19 protein-coding genes and 1 tRNA gene are annotated in these 22250 nt (G+C 29.8%); 18 read left to right on the top strand and 2 right to left on the bottom strand.

Features of this window, described 5'->3' with window-relative positions:
• Positions 1-143 precede the first annotated feature (143 nt).
• From Q0K54_RS12935 to Q0K54_RS12920, 4 genes are all read left to right on the top strand, one after another.
• Positions 144-734 (top strand): N-acetylmuramoyl-L-alanine amidase, encoded by a 591-nt coding sequence (locus Q0K54_RS12935; RefSeq protein ID WP_294581850.1) that lies wholly within the window; start codon positions 144-146, stop codon positions 732-734.
• Positions 735-856: 122 nt separating this feature from the next.
• A complete protein-coding gene (locus tag Q0K54_RS12930; protein ID WP_294581849.1) occupies positions 857-1453 on the top strand; it encodes an AAA family ATPase in 597 nt (198 codons plus the stop codon).
• 106 nt (positions 1454-1559) lie between these two features.
• Positions 1560-2333: a Cof-type HAD-IIB family hydrolase gene (locus tag Q0K54_RS12925; protein ID WP_294581847.1), complete on the top strand. Its 774-nt coding sequence runs from the start codon at positions 1560-1562 to the stop codon at positions 2331-2333.
• 144 nt (positions 2334-2477) lie between these two features.
• Complete coding sequence (locus Q0K54_RS12920) at positions 2478-3839, top strand: MATE family efflux transporter (protein WP_294581845.1); 1362 nt, start codon at positions 2478-2480, stop codon at positions 3837-3839.
• Between the two features lie 93 nt (positions 3840-3932).
• Here the strand turns inward: Q0K54_RS12920 and Q0K54_RS12915 are convergent.
• Positions 3933-4016: transfer RNA gene (locus tag Q0K54_RS12915), tRNA-Leu, on the bottom strand.
• Between the two features lie 91 nt (positions 4017-4107).
• On the opposite strand from Q0K54_RS12915, the gene pepD reads away from it, so the two are divergent.
• From pepD to Q0K54_RS12865, 10 genes are all read left to right on the top strand, one after another.
• Positions 4108-5547 carry a beta-Ala-His dipeptidase gene (gene pepD, locus Q0K54_RS12910; protein WP_294581843.1) on the top strand — a complete coding sequence of 480 codons (1440 nt, stop codon included), beginning with the start codon at positions 4108-4110 and terminating at the stop codon, positions 5545-5547.
• A gap of 265 nt (positions 5548-5812) precedes the next feature.
• Positions 5813-7141 (top strand): FtsX-like permease family protein, encoded by a 1329-nt coding sequence (locus tag Q0K54_RS12905; protein WP_294581841.1) that lies wholly within the window; start codon positions 5813-5815, stop codon positions 7139-7141.
• Positions 7113-8531 carry an ABC transporter ATP-binding protein gene (locus Q0K54_RS12900; protein ID WP_294581838.1) on the top strand — a complete coding sequence of 473 codons (1419 nt, stop codon included), beginning with the start codon at positions 7113-7115 and terminating at the stop codon, positions 8529-8531. The genes Q0K54_RS12905 and Q0K54_RS12900 overlap by 29 nt, the downstream gene beginning before the upstream one ends.
• A 252-nt stretch (positions 8532-8783) precedes the next feature.
• Positions 8784-9164: a hypothetical protein gene (locus Q0K54_RS12895; RefSeq protein WP_294581836.1), complete on the top strand. Its 381-nt coding sequence runs from the start codon at positions 8784-8786 to the stop codon at positions 9162-9164.
• 285 nt (positions 9165-9449) lie between these two features.
• A complete protein-coding gene (locus tag Q0K54_RS12890) occupies positions 9450-10859 on the top strand; it encodes an amidophosphoribosyltransferase (protein WP_294581835.1) in 1410 nt (469 codons plus the stop codon).
• Between the two features lie 77 nt (positions 10860-10936).
• Complete coding sequence (locus Q0K54_RS12885; RefSeq protein ID WP_294581834.1) at positions 10937-11794, top strand: MurR/RpiR family transcriptional regulator; 858 nt, start codon at positions 10937-10939, stop codon at positions 11792-11794.
• A gap of 130 nt (positions 11795-11924) precedes the next feature.
• Positions 11925-12692 carry a MurR/RpiR family transcriptional regulator gene (locus Q0K54_RS12880; protein ID WP_294581833.1) on the top strand — a complete coding sequence of 256 codons (768 nt, stop codon included), beginning with the start codon at positions 11925-11927 and terminating at the stop codon, positions 12690-12692.
• Between the two features lie 312 nt (positions 12693-13004).
• Positions 13005-14084: a tryptophan--tRNA ligase gene (trpS, locus tag Q0K54_RS12875; RefSeq protein WP_294581832.1), complete on the top strand. Its 1080-nt coding sequence runs from the start codon at positions 13005-13007 to the stop codon at positions 14082-14084.
• A 91-nt stretch (positions 14085-14175) separates the two neighbouring features.
• The gene (locus tag Q0K54_RS12870; protein ID WP_294581831.1) at positions 14176-15723 is read left to right on the top strand and encodes a plasmid pRiA4b ORF-3 family protein; all 1548 of its coding nucleotides are present in this window, start codon (positions 14176-14178) and stop codon (positions 15721-15723) included.
• 338 nt (positions 15724-16061) lie between these two features.
• Positions 16062-16265 (top strand): hypothetical protein, encoded by a 204-nt coding sequence (locus tag Q0K54_RS12865; RefSeq protein ID WP_294581829.1) that lies wholly within the window; start codon positions 16062-16064, stop codon positions 16263-16265.
• Between the two features lie 158 nt (positions 16266-16423).
• On the opposite strand, the gene Q0K54_RS12860 is transcribed toward Q0K54_RS12865, so the two are convergent.
• Complete coding sequence (locus tag Q0K54_RS12860) at positions 16424-17974, bottom strand: AAA family ATPase (RefSeq protein WP_294581827.1); 1551 nt, start codon at positions 17972-17974, stop codon at positions 16424-16426.
• 749 nt (positions 17975-18723) lie between these two features.
• On the opposite strand from Q0K54_RS12860, the gene Q0K54_RS12855 reads away from it, so the two are divergent.
• The 4 genes from Q0K54_RS12855 to Q0K54_RS12840 form a co-directional block, all read left to right on the top strand.
• Positions 18724-19848, top strand: coding sequence for a site-specific integrase (locus tag Q0K54_RS12855; protein ID WP_294581825.1), 1125 nt, complete (start codon positions 18724-18726; stop codon positions 19846-19848).
• A gap of 154 nt (positions 19849-20002) precedes the next feature.
• Positions 20003-20506, top strand: a complete 504-nt coding sequence (locus tag Q0K54_RS12850; protein ID WP_294581823.1) for a transcription termination/antitermination NusG family protein — start codon at positions 20003-20005, stop codon at positions 20504-20506.
• An 8-nt stretch (positions 20507-20514) separates the two neighbouring features.
• A complete protein-coding gene (locus Q0K54_RS12845; protein ID WP_294581822.1) occupies positions 20515-21018 on the top strand; it encodes a transcription termination/antitermination NusG family protein in 504 nt (167 codons plus the stop codon).
• A 117-nt stretch (positions 21019-21135) separates the two neighbouring features.
• Positions 21136-22250 (top strand): polysaccharide biosynthesis protein (locus Q0K54_RS12840; protein WP_294581821.1); only part of this gene is annotated, 1115 nt, incomplete at its 3' end.

Raw genomic sequence — 22250 nt, 5'->3', positions numbered from 1 at the left:
CAGAAGTTAAGCATCATAACGGCGAAGATAGTACGCTAGTGCAAAAATAGCAAGCTGCCAGTTCTTCTTTTTTTATTTGCTTTTTTATTATCCCCTGATATGCCATCTTCTGATGGTGTTTTGTATTTGGGGTATAATTAAGCCTGTCACATGGTGGGTTAGATAATGGTGCCAGTGCTGGTAATGTTCATGAAGCAGATATCAATTTGAAGATTTCTTTTGCTTTAAAAGAAGAATTAGAAAACCGTGGTGCTAATGTTAATCTAACTAGGGAAAATGAGATGGATCTAACCCAAAGAGACTATAATTATTCTAAACAAGACGATATGTATTTACGAGTTCGTAAGATTGATTCATTTAAAAGCGACTATTTAATAAGTATTCATTTAAATTCTTCACCTTCTTCATCGGCCTGGGGATCTCAAGTTTTTTATTATAATAATAGCGAAAAGGGAATGCGTTTAGCTAAGTCCGTGCATAAGTCTATGCAGGAGGTTACTGGTAGTAATAAAGTTATTTCTGGAGCTAATTTTTTAGTTTTAAGAGCAACCAAACCTGTGGGTATTTTGATTGAGTGTGGGTTTATTTCTAATGCAAATGAACGTGGTCAATTACAAAGCAGCAAGTATCATCAAAAACTAGCAGTAGCAATTAGTGATGGGATTGAAAATTATCGCAGTGAATATCCTGATGATATTAATAGTTTACAGGAGTATCAAGACTTGTTGCAGTAGTGATAAATTTCTCTAATATAGATATATCTTTTTAATCTTCTTAATCTTATGATAAAAGTGTGCTATATTTAAAGTAGAAGATGGTTCGATAATTGGAAATATGGATTTAAGGAGGTTTTAAAATGGAATGCAAGGTTATAACCATTGGACATGATTATGGTAGTGGTGGTCGTGATATCGGTAAACTATTAGCTGAAATGCTTAATTACAAATACTATGATAGCGAAATTACCGCCCAAATGGTTAAAGAAAGTGGCTTAGCAGAGTCTTTTGTTAAAAATAATAGTGAATATGCCAGTCATAGTAATTACTTTCTTTTTACTTTGAATAATTGGACTAGTGGCGGACCAAGTTTAGTTGATCAATTGTATTTTTTACAACGGCAAATTATTATTGATCTTGCTCAAAAAGAAAATTGTGTTATTGTGGGTCATTGTAGTGATTATGCATTAAAAAATATTTCTAATTGTTTCCATATTTATATTCAAAGTAATATCAATGCTCGGGTTGATCGAGTTATTAATCAGTATCATGAAGAATTAGATGATCCAGTTAAAGAACTAAAAGAGCGTGATAATCGGCGTAAAACATATTATCGTTATTATACTGATCGTAAATTAAATGATTTAGGTAATTATGATTTAGTTATTGATCGGACTCATTTATCAGATGAGGATTGTGTTGAAATAATTTATCAGGTATTATCTAAGTTAGAATAGGGCAAAGATACTTGCCCTTTTATTATGCTTTTTTATTATCGAATTTTGGTAGTTAATGTTTTGATAGTTTTATGATAAAATAAGTGGGAAATGGAGGGAGAGATAGATGATTAAAGCAGTATTTTTTGATATCGATGGTACATTATTGGATCCTAAAACAAAAGAAATGCCGCAAAGTACCCTTCAGGCTTTGCATGAATTACATGAAAATGGAATTAAAGTTTTTGTGGCGACTGGGCGTTCTCCAATTACATTGGATGTTGTAAAAAATTATTTTGATTTTGATGGATATTTAACTTGTAATGGTCAGTATTGTTTTAATAGTCAAGAAGTAATTTATGAAAAATATATCGATGAAAATGATATTAAAACAATTCTTCCATATGTTAATCAAGAAAATATCCCCGTATTATTTGCGGAATTAACTTGCTGTTATAGTAATATTCACAATTATTTATTAGATGAAAGTGCTGATTATTTAAATGAGCCACGTTATCCGGTAAGGAAACCTGATGAAATAATAGGTCAAAAGATTGTTCAAATGATGGCTTACATGGATGAAAAAGAGGATGAAGATTTTTTAAAACGCGCATCACATTGTAAATCAGCACGATGGACTGATCGTTTTGCCGATATTATTCCTATCGATGGTGGTAAAAACGTTGGAATTGAACGAATGATTGAATATTATCAAATTGATATTAGTGAAGTAATGGCCTTTGGTGATGGTAAAAATGATTTAGATATGTTGCGTTATGCAAATATCGGTGTAGCAATGGGCAATGCTTTGGATATAGTAAAAGAAGCTAGTGACTTTGTCACTAAGTCAGTTGATGATAATGGAATTGTTTATGCTTTAAAAGAATTGAAAGTTATTTAAAGTATCAAATAAAAAAGTGTGAGTCTTACGAGAAAATACGTTGACTTATAATAAGCACTGGATGAAGAAAGGAGAAGCTACTAGGCAAATGGCTAAATATTGGTAATATTTAATCAGATGCCCATATTTTAGTAGCAGTAATTTATGGAAAAAACTAAAAAAGGAATATTTAATGCTGATGTTGATTTATTAAATGGACCGATTTTTAAATCATTAGTTATTTTTGCTATTCCGTTGTTGATTTCTAATATATTTCAACAGTTTTATAACACAGCTGATACGATGATTGTCGGGAATTATTTAGGTGATGTTTCTTTAGCAGCTATTGGTTCCTGTACTTCGATTTATGATCTGTTGGTGGGATTTGCCTTAGGAATAGGTAATGGTTTGTCGATTGTAACAGCGCGTAGTTTTGGATCGGGGGATCATGATTTATTAAAAAAATCGGTAGCTAGTTCTATCGTAATAGGAATAGTTTCGTCAATTGTAATTACCATTATCGGAATTATTATTTTACATCCTTTATTACAATTATTAGATACACCGGCTAATATTATTGATGAGGCTTATAGTTATATTTCAGTAATTACATTATTTATTATTGTCATGTTCGCTTATAATCTTTGTGCTGGATTAATGCGGGCAATTGGAAATAGTATTATGCCGTTAGTGTTTTTGATTGTCTCATCTTGCGTTAATGTTGGATTAGATATTTTATTTATTACATCTTTTGATATGGGAATTCAAGGTGCAGCTATTGCAACAGTTATCTCTCAAGGTGTTTCGGTTTTATTGTGTATTATTTATATTTTAAATAAAACACCGATTTTAATTCCGACTAAAGAACATTTTAAAGTTGATAAAAAATTATATAAAGAATTACTGGGACAAGGATTTTCAATGGGATTTATGAGTTCAATTGTTTCAGCTGGTTCAGTTATTTTACAGTATGGAATTAATGGGTTAGGTTATTTGACTATTGCTGGTCATACAGCAGCAAGAAAGTTATATATGTTCTTTAATATGCCTTTTACAGCCATGGCTATGGCAATCTCTACTTTTGTTTCTCAAAATAAAGGGGCTAATCAAGGCAAAAGAATTCGGCTGGCTTTAAGATATGCTTATATTTATGACGTTATTGTTGCTATGATTGTATCATTGATATTATTATTCGGCGCTTCAAGTTTAGTCAGATTAATTTCTGGTTCGACTGAAGCAATCGTTATTAATAATGGCTCTTTATATTTGCAAATAGTGGGACCATTTTATATGATTTTAGGTATTTTGATGCAAACCAGATATGCTTTACAAGGAATTGGTCAAAAGATGTTGCCGTTAATATCAAGTGTAATTGAGTTTGTTGGAAAGATTATCTTTGTTGTAATATTTATTCCAAGATTTCAATACATGGCTGTTATTTTTTGTGAACCAGTTATCTGGTGTGTAATGGCAATTCAGTTAGTTTATTCATTCTACAGTAATAAATATATAAAAAGTGTAAAATAAAAAGTACCTGGGATAACTTAATGTTATTCTCTGGTACTTTTTTGTTAAAACTTGGTAAGTCTATTTATAAAAAACTAAAAAGTTTAATTGCATTGGTACAGGAAATGGGACTTGAACCCACACGAGAAACCTCACTAGAACCTGAAACTAGCGCGTCTGCCATTCCGCCATTCCTGCATATATTAATATTATACGCTTTTTTTCAAGAAATGTTAAATATTTTAAGATAATTTGATATAATAATTTGTAAGTGAATGGAGGTTTAATGATGAGTGTTTTAAATACGGATATTTTAGTAAATTATTATTTTGAAGAAATAAGCAAGATTCCACGCGGATCATATAATGAACGTAAAATTGCTGATTATTTAGAAGATTTCGCAAAGCAGCATGAATTAAAATATAATCGTGATAAATTACATAATGTTGTTATCTATAAAGCCGGAACAGCTGGATATGAAGAACATGAACCAGTAATGCTACAAGCTCATATGGATATGGTTAATGAGAAAAATAAAGATAGTGATCATGATTTTGACCACGATCCACTAGATTTATATATCGAAGATGGTTTTGTAGCTGCCCGAGGGACTACACTAGGTGCCGATGACGGATATGGAGTTGCTTATATGCTGGCAATGTTATCAGATCCTGAAGCTAAACATCCACCTCTTGAATGTGTCTTTACAGTTGCTGAAGAAGTTGGTTTAGATGGTGCTTTAGGACTTGATGGTAGTCTTATCAGTGCCAAAAGAATGATTGGTTTGGATAGCGAAAAAGAAGGGGAGTTATGTACTACTTCTTCAGGTGGCTGTGATGTAATGATTACCAAAGAATTACAATTTGTTGATAATTCTAAACCAGTTTATGAATTATTAGTTAAAGGCTTATTAGGCGGTCATTCTGGTGGTGAAATTCATCAAGGTCGTGGCAATGCTAATAAGTTAGCTGCTCGAGTATTATATGGAATGCTGAAAGAAAAAGTCGATTTACAATTAATTGATATTGATGGTGGTTTAAAAAATAATGCTATTCCTAGAGAATGTTTAGTTACTTTTGCTAGTGATTGTAAGATGGATAAATTAGAAACGATCGTCAAAAAATATCAATCAGATTTTAAAACTGAATTAGAATTTACTGATCCTAATGTAACAGTTTCAATCGTTAATGTTGAACGTAAAGCAATCAATGCATTACGTTCAAAACAAACTAGTGATATTATTAAAATGATGGTAGCCTTAAAAAATGGTTTTGTAGAACGTTCTCATGCAATTGAAGGATTAACAACAGTCTCATTAAATATGGGAGTAGTAAATATTGTTGGTAATCAATTAAAGATTAATTATTTATTACGTTCACCAATGGCAAGTGCCGTTTCCAATATGATTGATGAGTTAGATATTGTAGCTAGTGCTTTTGATAGTGAACTTAAAGCAGATAATTATTATCCAGGATGGAATTATGAACCAAATTCTAAATTAAGGGAACAATTTAAAGCATTCTATTTAGAATATACTGGTAAAGAAATTAAAGAAACAGCAACTCATGGTGGTTTGGAAACTGGAATTTTTAAAGGAAAGAAACCAGATTTAGACATTATCACTATGGGGCCAGATACGTTTGATATTCACACCCCAGATGAAAAAATGGATATTGCTTCATTTGTCCGCTGTTATGATTTATTAAAAGCTTTTATCGCAACATTATAGAGTACTTCGGTACTCTTTTTTTGTCGTTGATGCTACAGATAGGGGAATTGGTGCCAAAGATATTTTTATTATTTATATTATTGATATAATGGTAGTGTCAAAAGGGTAGAGGTGAACTGGTGAATAAGCAATTTAAAAAAGTTTCGATAAAATGATTGTTTTTTAGAATATAAGAAATATTTTAACTCTAAAATAATATAAATAATTATTGTAATTAAATTAATAAAGATATATAATTTAATTAGATAGAAGGGAGGAAGAAGAGATGATTACTTTTATTAAGAAAGTCATTGCAGGACAAAAAACATTTTATGCAGGGTTATTAGTTATTTTATCTTTTTTGGCATCATTTGAATTTATTTCAGTAATCATTTATTCTGGAGCAGCCAGTCTCAACAATTTTATTGATCGTTTTATGTTACAAATAGTGTCAGGGATAGTTATCATGATATCATTTGTTTTGATTCTATTTGTTAATAGTTATTTAGTAGAACATAAAACCGATGAATTTTCATTGATCTTGTTGTTTGGAAAAAACACAAGACAAGTTATTGTTTATATCTTAGAACAATTTGGATTACTATTTTTATTATCATATTTACTAGGAGCTTTGATTGGCAGTGTCTGGCTGTTGATTTATCGTCAGATTTTTACTGAACTACTAACTTTTGATTCTAGTACTATTATAAGCGTCTATGCTGCATTATTTATAACAAAGATCATCTATGTTTTAGTTTTAGATCTAGGTAAGTTTTTACAAATAAAGCTGGATATTGCCAGTTATATGAATCATGTTAGTAAAACGACTAATTATAACCCATTTGCAGTATTTAGCAGTGGAACTTTAGTGGATATTAGTAAAAAACAGATAATTGGAGCTAATATCGGTGGTGCCTTGTTAGTAGTTATTGGAATTCTTTTCCTATATATTGGAATTTCCGGAATCATCGCTAATAATAGTCCAGCTGAATTAGCATTTAGTTTTGCATTTTCATTAGCTGGGGAATTAATTGTTATCAATAAATTAATTCCAATGTTATATGATTTATTGCATAATAAAATTTTATTAAAAGCTAAAAACTGGATCATGGTTTTAAGTAATTTAAAAGATGTTAGTTTAGCAATGTCAATGATGATCAATCTATCATCACTAGTAGTTCCAATCATAGTTATGTTCCTTTATCTTCAAAATATTAGTGTTACTGTTCAAAATGCAATGTTAGTAATCTTTATGGCTTTAATAGCTGGAATGTTTCTATGTTTCATTATCAAGTTTATGATTTATATTCCATCAAGAGCAAATGTAATTGCTATGATGAAAGCATTAGGTTACAACAAGAAAAATATTTATTGGATTCATATCCAGGAAATGATTATCTTTACTTTGTTATTTGTCTTATTTCCAATTGTGATTTATGGATTGGTATTATATCAAAGTTATTTAAATAATATGATTGTTTATCAGACATTTATTTCCATGTTAGCTATTTATGTGGGATTATATATCATTATGACTGTTTATATGATTGTTAAGTATTGTCGATTAATTGAGGAGGTTTATAACGATGTCAAGTATCTTAATCGAGGCGAATAATATTAGTAAAGTATATGATCAGGATTTATTATTAAAACGTGGTGCTAATTTCTATGCTTTGCAAAATGTTGATTTTACTTTACATGAAGGTGATTTTATTAGTGTAATGGGACCAAGTGGTTCTGGTAAATCTACATTATTGAATTGTTTATCGACTTTGGATCATGTAAGTGGTGGGGTAATGAAGGTTCTTGGAAAAGATGTTAGTCAAATGAACGATCGGGAACTTAGTGTTTATCGTAATCAATATTTAGGATTTATTTTTCAAAATCATAATTTAGTTGCATCTTTATCAATTTTTGATAATATTGCAGTTCCTTTGATTTTAAATAAAGTAGCGCCTAAAGAAATCCAAATACGGGTTAATGAGATTGCTCAAAAATTGAAAATCCAACATTTACTTTATAAAAAACCTAATGAATGTTCTGGTGGGGAAAGACAGAGAACAGCAATAGCTCGTGCTATTGTCAGTAAGCCAAAAATATTAGTTTGTGATGAGCCAACTGGAAATCTAGATACTGAAAATTCACATGAGTTATTAGGAATATTAAATAAATTAAATCAAGAAGGAACCTCAATTATTTTAGTAACTCATGACAGTATGATTGCCAGCTATGCTAAAAAACTGGTTTATTTACGTGATGGTCATATTATTCATATGGTTGATCGTAATACGATGAGTCAGGTTGATTTTTATAATGAAATTGTTAAGATCACAACCCAAGATAGTTTATTAAAACTGTTTAATGCCAATAATGATCTTAGTGATAATAATAAACAAAACAAGAATGATTTAAAAAATGAAAAAACTCAGGTAACTAAGACAAAAGAAACAGAATCCGATTTAAAAGATAAAAAGGATTCAGTAGTTGATAGCGTAACTGAAGTAAAAGAAAGGGAACCAAAGAAGAAAAAAGATATTCGGCGAATAGTTTATGCAATGTTTGCCGGTTTAGAATATGACGAAAGTGCCAGCAAGAAAAATCGAACTTTAAACTTTGAAGAAGATCATGTTTATTGTATCTATTCTAACATTGAGAAAATGAAAGTTACGTATCCAGAAATTGAAAAGGCAATAATTTCTATGTGTTCACGATATGTCCCAACATTTCCAATGCCTGAAAACCGCTTTTATATTGATTTAGATTTAGTGTTAAAAGATGGTAGAGTTTATAAGTTTGAAGTAAATAATCAAAGAAATGCCACTAGTTTATTTGATGTATTACATCGTCATCAAATTGAAATTGAAGATCCAATTGGAGTTGAAAAGCTTTATCGTGAAAAGGGTGATTATTTACAACGTCATCGATGGTTGTTGTACAACTTTAAAAAGATTGCTAGAGAATATCAGCTAGATAATCCACGTGGTCAAAGTAAATCGTTTTATTAAGGGATACCTTTTTGGGTATCTCTTTTATAAATGAAAAAAGATTAGCGGTTACTAATCTTTCTTCAAAAAAACCTATATATTGCAAAGGTTGGAGTATAAACACATATATATGATAGCATAGACTAGGCTTTTTGTATAGTGGATTAGTTAATGATAATTAGTAAAAAATAACTAAAATTATGATAATTAAATGGACTTTTAGGGTATAATAGGGTATATTTTTCATATGTTTTATTAAAAGGAGGAGTAATCTTGGATAAAAGGAAGCTGCTTTCGGCGCTTTTAAATACGAAAGATTTGAAAATAACAATTACACTGTTTAAAACAAATGATAATTATATGATCCGGGTAGCATATGAAAACGATGAGGAGCTAGTTAAAGAAAATAATAGTGATGTTAATCGGGAGTTTGTTTATTATTTATCGCAGTTAATTGAAAAGGCTGATTTAGAAACAATTGATACTAAAGATTATGGTTTAGGTAATTTAGTTGTTTATTTTGGTGAAGATGAGTATTTAATGCGTTATTTTGATCGTCAGGTACTTGAGGATAATGAAAGTTTACATCAAATAATCTATGCTTTATTATCTTATGTTGATGATAATGAAGAAATTAAAGAGATGATTGGATAGGTCAATCATCTTTTTATTTCCTTGGAAATATTTGGTGAAATATTAATTTAATGTAGGAAATTTGTAATAAATACGTTACAATAGTAGTGAAAAAAACTTACGGAAATTTATTTATAGTTGTGAGGTTTTATTAATAAGCTAGTTAGCAAAATTAAAGAAATATTGAATGGTGCTGTCTTTCGAGGAAATACGAAGGCACAAGGCACAAAAAAACAAAGAAGGAGAAGCTACTAGGCAGGTGCATTTTTATGTATTTGTCCATATTTTGAGTAGCAGGATGATTAAATGAGTGGATTTTTTGGTGTAGCATCAAAAGAAAGTTGTGTGCTGGATTTATTTTTTGGAATTGATTATCATTCTCATTTAGGAACTAGACGGGGTGGCATGGCAGTTCATGGTGATGATGGTTTTCAAAGATCAATTCATAATATTGAAAATTCACCTTTTCGAACTAAATTTGAAAGGGATATTGAAGAGTTTGAAGGTAATTTAGGAATTGGCTGTATTTCAGATAATGAAGCCCAGCCGTTGTTAGTTAAGTCACATATTGGTTCTTTTGCAATTACGACAGTTGGTCGGGTTAATAACTTACAGGAATTAAAGGATCAGTGCTTTGCTAATGGAACGACGCATTTTTTAGAAATGAGTTCGGGCGAAATTAATCCAACTGAGTTAGTTGCAGCTTTAATTAGTCAAAAAGATGATATTGTTTCTGGCTTAAAACATGTTCAAGAAATGGTCAAAGGTTCAATGAGCGTGCTAATTTTAACATCTGAAGGAATTTATGCTGCCAGAGATAAATTAGGACGTACACCAGTAATTATTGGTGAAAAATCTAATGGCTATTGTGTAACTTTTGAAAGCAGTGCTTTTTTGAATCTGGGTTATCATCATTATTGTGATTTGGGTCCTGGAGAAATTGTTTATATGACACCAGAAAAAGTTGAAGTAAAACAAAAGCCAGGGAAACAAATGAAAATATGTTCATTTTTATGGGTATATTATGGTTACCCAACATCAACTTATGAAGGAGTAAATGTTGAATGCATGCGCTATAACTGTGGTGAATTATTGGCAAAGCGTGACAACGTTCATCCAGATAGTGTTGCCGGAGTACCAGATTCAGGAATTGCTCATGCAGTGGGATATTCTAATGCTTCTGGAATTCCATTTGCACGACCATTTATCAAATATACGCCAACTTGGCCTCGTTCATTTATGCCAACGAGTCAAAAACAAAGAAATATGATTGCAAAAATGAAATTAATTCCAGTTCAAGAATTAATTAAAGGAAAAAGTTTGTTGTTGATTGATGATTCGATTGTTCGTGGGACTCAGTTAGGAGAAACAACACAATTTTTATATGATAGTGGGGCTAAAGAAGTCCACGTACGTCCGGCATGTCCGCCAATTATGTTTGGATGTAAATATTTAAATTTCTCACGTTCTAGCTCTGAATATGATTTAATTACTCGTCGAGTTATTCGGGATCTTGAAGGTGAAGATGTCAGTGAAGAAGTATTACAAGAATATGCTAATCCAGATAGTGAAAGATATCAAAAGATGTGTGAAGAAATTCGCCGGCGTTCAAATTTTACATCATTACGCTATCATCGTCTTGATGATATGATTGAATCAATTGGATTAGATAAGTGTCAATTATGTACTTATTGCTGGGATGGTAAAGAAGATTAGGATTGCTATGCAATCCTTTTTTCTTGTCAAAATAAAGATAAAATCTTACAATAAGATTAACAGAGAGGATGGCGACCATGAATATTTTTAGTAAACTTGATAATTTAACAGATCTAACAACCAATGAGCAAACCTTAGTTGATTATATGAAAAATAATCCTGAGCGATTTGTCAATATGAGTGCTGATGAAATCAGTGCTGCTTGTTTTGTTTCCATTCCAACGATTTATCGTTTGTGCAAAAAATTAGATATTAGTGGTTTAGCTCAGTTGAAAGTCCTGGTATCAACATCTATTCGTGATTATCTTCAGGAAAATAATGGCATTGATTATAATTATCCATTTACTCAAAATGAAACTCAGTATCAAATTACAGTTAAAATGAAAGAATTATATGAACAGACATTAAATGCTTCTAATAATTTAATTGACTTAGAACAGTTACGTCTGATTGCTTCAGCATTAAAAAAAGCTCAGTATATTGATGTTTATACGTCGGCTGGTAATATTTATTTTGCTGAAAACTTTAAATTCCAGATGGCTGAAATTGGTCGTTTTGTTAATGTTCCTTTAGAACAATATCAATTATCATTAACAGCGGCTTCTAGTGATTCAAAGCATATTGCAATTGTGATATCTTTTGAAGGCCGGGGTCAAAATGTGGAACAGGTATTTCGTTTATTGAAGAAAAATAAAACACCAATTATTTTAATTTCATCAACTTCTAATAAAACGATGATCAATCAAAGTGACTATAATTTATATTTAAATCCGAATGAAAATCACTATGATAAGATTTCATCTTTTTCAACTAGATTGTCATTATTATATTTATTGGATTGTATTTATACATGTTATTTTAAATTAGATTATGAAAAAAATGTGGCATATAAAACTAGTACTTATTTGAAGATGAGCCAAGATAACCAGCACTGAAATTATAATTTCAAAGAACTGGTTGTTTGAAAATGTTGTTTGAAAAAATTTTTTCAAAATGGGAATATCTCGATTATTGGCGGTAAAATAATGATATATTGTATATAAAGAGATAAGGAGGCTGTCGTATATGGGTGATATTTTATTATCAAGAATTATTAAGTATTTAAATGGGACTTTGTTTTATGATGGTTATTATCAATTTTGTACTTTTATTATTGCTAATTATAAAAAGATGCTGGAATATAATTATCAGCAAGTTTGTAAGGAAAGTGGGATTGACCCTCGGGTAATAAATGGTTTTTTAAATTATTTAGGTTTTCATAGTTATGAGGAATTTCATGAAAAGCTGATTGCTGATGATGTTTTAAGAAATGACCAAATTAGAGCGCGGATGATTAGTATTAGTTATCGTGATTTGATTAAGATGATTGATATTAATGATTATGATGCTTTTATGGATAATATTGTTTCAATTTGTCATGATATTTATGTTGCTAAGCGTATTATCATTATTGGTGGTTTATTTCCAAGTAGTATTGCAGTTGAATTCCAAACAGATCTGATTACTTTAGGTAAAAATGTTATTCAATATCATGCTTATGATCCTGATAATGATTTTAAAGAAGGGGATTTTGTTGTTTTTATTACTTCAACCGGTCGTTCATTAAGAGACTTTATACAAAAGAAATCACTGGCACAATTAAAAAATAGTGCAACAATGTTAATTACCCAAAATCCTTTATTGGAAAATGAAAATTTAAAAGAAATTAAATATTTCTTTAGTATTCCTGGTAAGTTTGATGGAATCATGTTTAATTATCAAATCATGGCAATTTTGGATATGATTCGAATTATCTATTATCAAGAATATTTTGTAGAAACTAGAAATCGCTAAATTAAAAAAAGATGATTTTTCTATTGACAATAACTGTAAATCCGTTTTATCATTTTACTAGTTATTAAATTCAACGATCTGGGAAAAGTAACCAATTGAACTTTATAATAGAGACTTGGTGGCTGGTGGAAACTAAGATAAAGAGATTGGTGAATGGGCCTGGATAGAAGCAAAATGAAACCTGGATGGGAAGTAGTGGCGCCGTGGTTTTCGCGTTAAGAAAAAGGACATGATGGTGTCTTACAAGGTGGCAGAGTGGTTTTTATCCTTGAGGATAAAAACCTTTTTTATTAATTGAAAAAGGAGTTTGTTATGAAAAATATTATTTTAACCGGTGATCGTCCAACTGGAAGATTACATTTAGGGCATTATGTGGGATCACTTAGAAGAAGAGTAGAATTACAAAATTCAGGAGAATACGATGAAATTTATATTATGATTGCCGATTCTCAGGCATTGACTGATAATGCCGATAATCCCGAAAAAGTTCGTCGTAATATTCTAGAGGTTGCTTTGGATTATATGTCAGTGGGACTAAATCCAAAAGTTACTACAATGTTTATTCAATCACAAGTACCAGCTTTGTTTGAATTTACTGCATATTATATGAATTTAGTTACAGTTTCACGCTTGCAACGTAATCCAACTATTAAAGAAGAAATTAAACAACGTGGTTTTGAAACTAGTATACCAGTTGGATTTTTAAATTATCCAGTTTCACAGGCAGCTGACATTACTGCTTTTGATGCAACTTGTGTTCCAGTTGGGGAAGATCAAATGCCTCTAATTGAACAAACTAAAGAAATTGTTCATAGTTTTAACCGTATTTATGGAGATGTTTTAGTAAATCCTAAAATTATGTTAGCAGAAAATGAAGTTTGTCAACGTCTTCCAGGAATAGATGGTAAAGCTAAAATGTCAAAATCTTTAGGTAACTGTATCTATCTTTCTGATGAAACTAAAGAAGTTCAAAAGAAAGTTATGAGTATGTATACTGATCCTAATCATATTAAAATTGAAGATCCCGGAACGGTTGAAGGTAATACTGTCTTTACTTATTTAGATTGTTTTTGCAAAGATGAGTATTTTGAAAAATATTTACCAGAATACCGTAATCTTGATGAATTAAAAGATCATTATCGTCGTGGTGGCTTAGGTGATGTTAAAATTAAGAGATTTTTATTTAATGTTTTAGAAGAAACTTTAACGCCAATTAGACAAAGACGAGCAGAATTGGAACAAGATATTGATTATGTTTTAAATGTATTGCATGAAGGTTGTATCAAAGCCAATGCTAAAGCTAATGCTACGTTAAAACGAGCAAAAGATGCAATGAAAATCAATTATTTTGATGACCAGGATAGTATTCGTGATTATTATAAAAAGCCTTAGGGCTTTTTTTGTTTTAATTGCCTATAGATAGGAATACTATTTGACATTATTCTCTGTTATAATATTGATAGATGATATAGAGGAGAAAATGATGAGGGGTTTTCAGTTAAAAATAAATGTTAAAAATAGTAGTAAACCGATCTGGCGTCGTGTGATTGTACCAGAGGAGTTTAACTTTAATAATTTACATCAGGTTATCCAGATTCTGTTTGCATTTGAAAATATCCATATGTTTGATTTTATTATTAGAAAGAAAAAAATTTTAGTTACTAGTGATTTTTTTGAAACAGAAATCGGATTTAAAAAATATACAACAATTTCTGGTTTTGAGTTATTAAAAGATTATTTAGAAGAAGGCTTAAATCTAGATTATTGTTATGACTATGACGATGAATGGGCTTTTAAGATCAGAGTTGAAAAGATAATTGATAATGTTAAACGTTACCCTCAGGCTTTGAAGTTCCGAGGATATAATTTGATTGAAAATTGTGGTGGTATTGATTCATTTGAAAAAATGGTTGCTGATGGTAATGTAATGCCATGGCTGCTTTTTAATTTAGATGAGGCCAATGATTTATTAATGTCAATTGAAGTAGAAGAATTGTTACATACTAGTAGTTATGTTGACCAGTTTGTTGAAGTGTTGATGCGAATTAAAGAAGCTGTTCAAATTAGACGTGTTGAAACTTTTCAAGTAGTAAAATTAATTGGTCATGAAACCAGCTATTGGGTGATTAGTGGGATGAAAAAAGGAATTGTTTTGCAAATGTATGAAGATTATTATGATCTGATGGATGGATTTTATTATACTGATTTAGCTATTGATGGTATTTTTACTCATTGTTGGACATTTGTACTTTTGAATGGCGCTATTGATTCAAAGTATTCATTAGATGGCCATGGATATTTTCATGCATTTAAAAATGAATCAGGATATCTTCCTAATTTAATTAAGACTGATGAAGGTCTAGGACTTTTATTGTATTTAAAAGATTTAGCTGTTGCTTTAGAAAATGATCACAATTATGTTGAAGAAGATGAAATTTTAGAAATTCAAGTTAATAATGAGCAATATGTAAATAGTGTTATAACTGTCCATGAACCTATAGTAGATTTTGAACGTTATAATTATTCTTATAAAGGTGGTAATAAAATAACAACAACCGAAATTTTAGATGATCGGGTCTGTATTGATATTGTGGCATTACCATCAAATACGACATATTTTGATAATCGTTTAGATATTTACGGCATTATTGTTTGTGATGATAATTATGTTATTGAAGAAATTGAAAATACAGCACCACAAACCCTTTATAATGCTTTGGTTGATATAATTATTGAATTTTCTAATTTGTATGGAAAACCATTATGTATTCGAGTTTCTAATTTTAATGTTCTATTTTTAATTTATCATTTTCTTATAGATAATCATATTGATTATGTTCGGGATAAAATCTTCCCGGATATTGATAGTGTTCTCATTGATGCTTTCGATCTCGCTGAAGAATTTGAAGATTATTTAGACGATTTAGATGTTGAAGAACTTCTAGAAAAATTAGAGATTTTTGAAGATGAAATTGATGAGTCTGATTTTGATAACAACCAAGAAACAGAAGATGAAGAATTATTGAATTAATTAAAGATCAAAAAGGTAGAATTATTTTTAAAAATTCTACCTTTTTAATCTTTATATTGAATTTATAGTCCAATTCTTCTTAATGGCTAAAGTAACTAATAAATAGTATAATAATTATAAATTAAGTTAGTTTGTTAAGATTAGAAAATGACTATGCAATTGATAAAACTATGATGATATATGCTTTTTTATACAAAACAAAAGTAATTTGTATAACATGCACAAATGATTAGGGAAAACTAATATTAATGTAAAAAATGACCGTGATTTTAAAAGATGTATTTTAAAGAATTTATCAATCTAAGATATTAAAAAAAGAAAGTGAGGGAATAGAAAAGATGTGTGGAGTATTTGAAGAGTTTGGAAGGAAATGTGAATTGCGTAGTGTGAAAAATACATTGCTGAAACAAATGAATAAAATATATTTAGGACGTGATAATTCATGGATAGAAAATTGTAATAGTGAACAATTGCAAAGAGGATTAGATTTGATTTTAGATGGATTAAATTATAATGAATTTAAAAGAAAAATATTTGAATAACTGAGTTGGGTAAACTATGAATTTATAATCAATAGAAGTAGGATATACTTCTATTTTTATATTATTGAACTTGATTGAGTTAATTATATGTAATATTTTGTGATAATCAAAATTATGGATATTATATAAAATAAAGCAGAAGTTATATGATACTTCTGCTATCTTTCACTAATAAAACAATTATTTTGATAAACTAATAGTTCAAAATTTAATTGATCATTAGGTAGTTTTGGTTGTCTTTCTTTGATTGTTTTGAAGAATGACTCACGTTTAGAACAAATATTTAAATTAATTGAAGCTAATTTTGATTCATATTTGTTTAAGCGATAATAAATTATATAAGTAGTTTCATTAACAATACTTTGCATCAAAGGACCTAATAATAGTTTAAGTAAGTTTTGATAATATTTGTTGTTATATTGCATTGGGGTAATTGGTGCATTTATAATATCACTAATAATTTGTTGGGCATTTTTAGTTTGATGGTTGAATAACGCGTCGACAAATTTATTTCTTTGTTTAAGAATATAGTTTTCATACCATGAATAAAGAGTATTTAAATAAAGTTTTTTAACAGTTAAATTAGGTAGCTTTAAATGTTGAATTGCTAGATAATGATTAGCACTATTATCATTAGTTAATAGGCCGCAATTAATTAAATAACTAAAATAATTGTTATAAATGCTTAAATCGCTGTAACAGAAATCTTTATTGACTTTTTTGGTAATAGTCTGATTGCTTAATAATTTGTTTAATTCGGTTTCAATCAAAAAGCTTTGTTTAGTTAATAAATCTATGAAAATCTGATCATCATTATTAATGTCAATTTCAAAATTTTCATTATCTGATTGACTAGATAAATATTGCATTAGCCATTGAGGATGATAAATTAATTCATCATTAAAAATATAGCCACCAAAGTATTTGGTTATCAAATCTAAATTATTAATTTGATGAGTTGAAACTAATAAATTTTGAATTTCAGATTTACTAAAACCAAATGTCTGATAAGCAGTATTTGAAAAGACGGTATTAAACCACTCTGTATTAATTAGTTTGTGTTCTTTTTTTAAACTAGTTTGTCCAGTAAAAACAGCTCTAAATAGTACCGGATTATCAACTATTGAATGGACTAGATCAATGATGAATTGATTAGCGTCACTATTAAAATGATTAATAAAGCCATGATATAAAGGACTATCATAATCATCAATTAAAACTATTACATTTTGATGATAGAGATTTTTTAAATAGTTCATTATATAGAAAAAAGCATTTGATAATAAGTTATAATCAGCCTGTCCATGATATAGATTATACAGTGGCTCATTTTGATCAGGTTCTTTAATATTTTCATGTAACCATTGTTTAATAATTGTTTGAAAATGAATTAATTGCTTTTCAAAACTATTTCCTTTCATCTGCTTTAATGAAATAAAAATAACGGGATATTTGTTTTGATGTAGCATCGCATTTTTATCTTGAGCTATTTTTAAATCATGGAATAGATAAGCATTTTCTTTTTCGTTTAGTGAAAAGAAATAATATAACATACTCATATTTATAGTCTTACCAAAACCATTAGGACGAATATAGAATGTAATTTTTTTGTCTAAGACATCATTAATTAGTAATGTTTTATCAATATAGTATCCATTTCGATCAATTAATTTTTTAAAATCATTAATATTGATTAAGATATTTTTCATAGGTTCCTCCTTAAAATAAAAAGGTAAGCACCAAAAACAGAATTATCCACACCATCTATTTTTGATCCTTACCTCACTAACATGATATAAAATCTGGTTTATTCCAGTACTGAGTCAGGTTTTTCATCCTGTAACATTTTAGCCCATGCTCAAAGTCATCTATTTATTTACTAATATTTTAGCACTTAATTGGATAATCTACAATCATTTTTTATAATATTTACATAAGGTAATAGCTTGTATGATTGAATTTATAGTTCAATGAGAAGTTATAGACCAATTTGGTCATTTATGATAATATAATTTCGTATTTGACAAGTGAATAGATAATCATTTTGAGATGCTGGTAATATGGTTTAAAAGGGCGTAAAACCTTACCGATGAAGATAGGAATATACCTATATATTAACTGGGATTTATAGAGGTAAAGATTAGTATAGAGAAATGCTTTTCTTTACCTTTTTTCGTTTAAAAACGGGGTTTTTGGTCAAAATATTAATGATTGAGTTAGCAACTAAATGACGTCATTTTTACCATGTATCTTCGTTAAGTTACGATAGCATTCTAGCATTATTTTAAAAAAAATGGTAGAAAAAACATAGAAATTTGCATTTTGAACAAAAAATAACACAAGAAAATGAATTTTAGTTCTCATATAAAACCGGTTTTTTACTTATTTCTTGTCAATTTTATGGTCAAAAACTTGACCATAAATACAAACAAATTTATTGAAAGGAGATCGATATTATATGCCTAGACGTGGCGAAAATGTATTTCATCGTAAAGATGGTCGATGGGAAGCCCGTTATGTCAAGGAAGTGACCATTAATAACAAGAAAAAATACGGCAGTGTTTATGCCAGAAGTTACCGGGAAGTAAAACAGAAACGCCAACAGGTTTTACAGGCTATTGCCCAAAATCGTTATATTGATGGTCAAGAAACAATGGAATATTACATTGGTGAATGGCTTCAAATCCACAAAATAGGTTTTAAACCTAATACACAAACTAAATACGACAATGCTATCAATAATTACATTTATCCTTATTTTAAAGATATCAAACTTAAATATTTATCTAATCAACATATTGATCAATTCACCAACAAGCTTTTAACAGCGGGTAAACAAGGAAATCCGCTGGCTCCAAAAACAGTCAAAGATATTCTAATAATTTTAAAAAATATCATTAACTATATTGAAAACAAGAAAAATACTAATTTCCACTTGCAGATCATTTATCCAAAAGAAAGTCGAAGAGAATGTCCGGTTTTGACCAAAAAAGAACTCATTGACTTAAATCAAATTCTATTACAAGATATCGATTCTTGTAAATTTGGTATCTTAATTGCAATGACAACAGGTATTCGTCTAGGAGAACTATGTTCCCTAAAATGGAAAAATATCAATCTTACTGATGGTTATTTTGTGGTCAATAAAACAATGCAGCGGGTTAAAACTTTTGCTGACAGTGGGCCTAAAACCAAAGTAATCGAAGTTGCTCCTAAAAGTGACACATCCAATCGACAAATTCCCATCCCAGAAAATTTATTATCTTTATTTAAGAAATTTCAAACAGATGACGACTGTTATGTTTTAACTGGTCGTAGTGATGAGTTTATGGAACCAAGGCGATTAGAACATCGATTTAAAAAATATACTAGATTAGCCGGGATTGAAAAAGCACATTTTCATATGTTGCGACATACTTTTGCAACGTTTTGTATTGAAAGCGGTTTTGAGTTGAAATCATTAAGTGAAGTGCTTGGTCATAGTGGCTCACAGGTTACTTTAGATCGTTATGTTCATTCATCTTTTCAGTTAAAAAAGACTTCGATGAATAATTTTTCGAATAATTTTATTAGTGGTCAATAATATGGTCAATGCTTTGAAAAAGCTAGTAAAATTGAGGGTTTTAGAGTCTTTGTCACAGAGTTGCTAACTCTATGACATCATAATTTTATCACGATATCTATTAATCATAGATTAAAAGAATGATAAAAGGATATTTTTATAAAGGGGGCATTGAATGAATTGGTATATTGTTTATGAAAAAGATGATAAGATTAATGATTTATTAGTTTGGTTCAATAATCAGCCCGATATGAAAGCTTTTATTTTGAAATCGGAACGGTTTTGGAGTAAGAATGGTGTAAAACAGTTTGTTGAGTTACCGATGTATCCTAATTATATTTTTGTAGAAACAGATCTTGATGAAAGAGAATTCTATGAGGCTATTTGTGGTCATGGAAATATTAGTTCTACAATGAAGGTGTTACAAAATGATGCACAAACGGTGATGGCTTTAAGTAATGAGGAAAAGGATTTTTTAAAATCTTTTTTAAATGATGAACATTCAATCGTCCATTCAACGGGAATTATCGTCAATTCAAAGCTGATTGTCCAACAAGGGCCGCTTATGGGAAAAGAGACGATGATTGAAAAGATTGATCGACATAAACGTGTGGCTTTTTTAGGCAGTATGTTTGGAAAAAGATTCAAAGTTCCTCTAGAGGTTATTAGTAAATCTTAGGTGATTTAGTGAAAGAAAACTGGTATGTGCTATTTGTGTTAGTGGTTAAAGCTGACAAGTTATGTTCATTACTTAGAAAAAACGGTTTAAATGCATTTATTCCCATGTATGAGTATTATCGTCGTGATATTAAGGGAATTGCGATTAAACCATTGTTTCCTGGATATATTTTTGTAAAAAGTCCCTTGGAACAAAATGATTTTGATCAGGTGCTTTATAACATCAAAGAACCTAAAGAAGGTTTAATCAAACAACTAAAAGAAAATGGTGTTAGTGCTTTAAGAGAAGAAGAAGTAACGATGTTTGAATGTATGTTAAATAGCGAAGGTATCTTAACAATGTCCCAAGCATTGATAGTAGATAAACGAGCTAAAGTATACAAGGGACCGTTAATTCATTATCAAGATCATATCGTTAAAGTTGATAAACATAACAAACTTGCAACATTGGATCTGGAGTTTATGGATCGTAATATTGTTGTGGGATTAGAAATTACAGGCAAAATTAGATAAATGGAGCTGGTTTACCGCACATTTTGTAATTTGAACATAGTCTTTCCTTGGGGCAAGGGGGAACTATGTTCTTTTTTTGTTTTTAATAAATGGAGGGAGAATTAAAAGGGAATAAAAATGAATATAAAAAAATTGAGGGTAAGACAACTAATATTAATAGTTGTTGATACATTAAGTATTGTTATTGCTTTATATGGCTCCTTGGTACTTCGATTTGATGGAACGATAAATCAGGAATATATAAGTAATATCAATCAGGTATTACCAATCATTATTATATTAAACTTAATCGTTTTCATCTGGATGAAAATGTACAAAAGCTTATGGCAGTTTGCCTCAATGGTCGAATTGTTTAATATCGTGTGTGCAACGATTGTTGGCAGTTTGATCAATATTGCGATTTTTGAAATAACTAATAACGATTTACCAGAATCTTGTTATTTCTTATATTTTCTATTATTAACATTATGTTTAGGTTTTACAAGATTTACTTATCGATTACTTAGAATCTATAAGTTACATATTCATCCAAAAAGTCGTAGAGAATTACAACGGGTAATGATCATTGGAGCCGGTTTGGCTGGTGAAAAGACTTACCGAGAGATTGTTTATAATCCAACGATTTTTAAACAAGTTGTCTGTTTTATTGATGATGATGTCAATAAACAGAAAAAACAGATCCATAATGTCAGTGTTTACGGTGGTCGCGACAAGATCATTGAAGCAGCTAAAAAATTTAAAATTGATGAAATTTTATTAGCGATTCCTTCGATTGATCGTCAGGATATGGCAGATATCTTAAATATCTGTAAAGAAACAAAATGTCAGATCAAAAGATTACCTGGTATTTATCAGATGATAAATGGTGATATTCATATCAGTGATTATAAAGATGTTGAGATTCAGGATTTATTAGGCCGAGAACCAATCAAAGTCAACCTGGAAGATATCATGCGATATGTAAATGGAAAAGTAGTAATGGTAACTGGTGGTGGCGGGTCAATCGGCAGTGAATTATGTCGTCAGATTGCTGCCAGTGGTCCTAAACAGCTGATCATTGTTGATATCTATGAAAATAATGCCTATGACATTCAATTAGAATTACGACATAATTATCCAACACTTAATTTAGAAGTTATGATCGCTTCAGTAAGAAATTCCAAGAAAATGGATAAATTGTTTGCCACATATCAGCCTGATATCGTTTATCATGCAGCAGCGCATAAACATGT

This window comes from uncultured Thomasclavelia sp., assembly GCF_944324745.1.
In the GTDB taxonomy this organism is placed as follows: domain Bacteria; phylum Bacillota_I; class Bacilli_A; order Erysipelotrichales; family Coprobacillaceae; genus Thomasclavelia.
The sequence above is the reverse complement of the archived record's forward strand: the minus strand, read 5'-3'. Positions and strand labels throughout refer to the sequence as shown.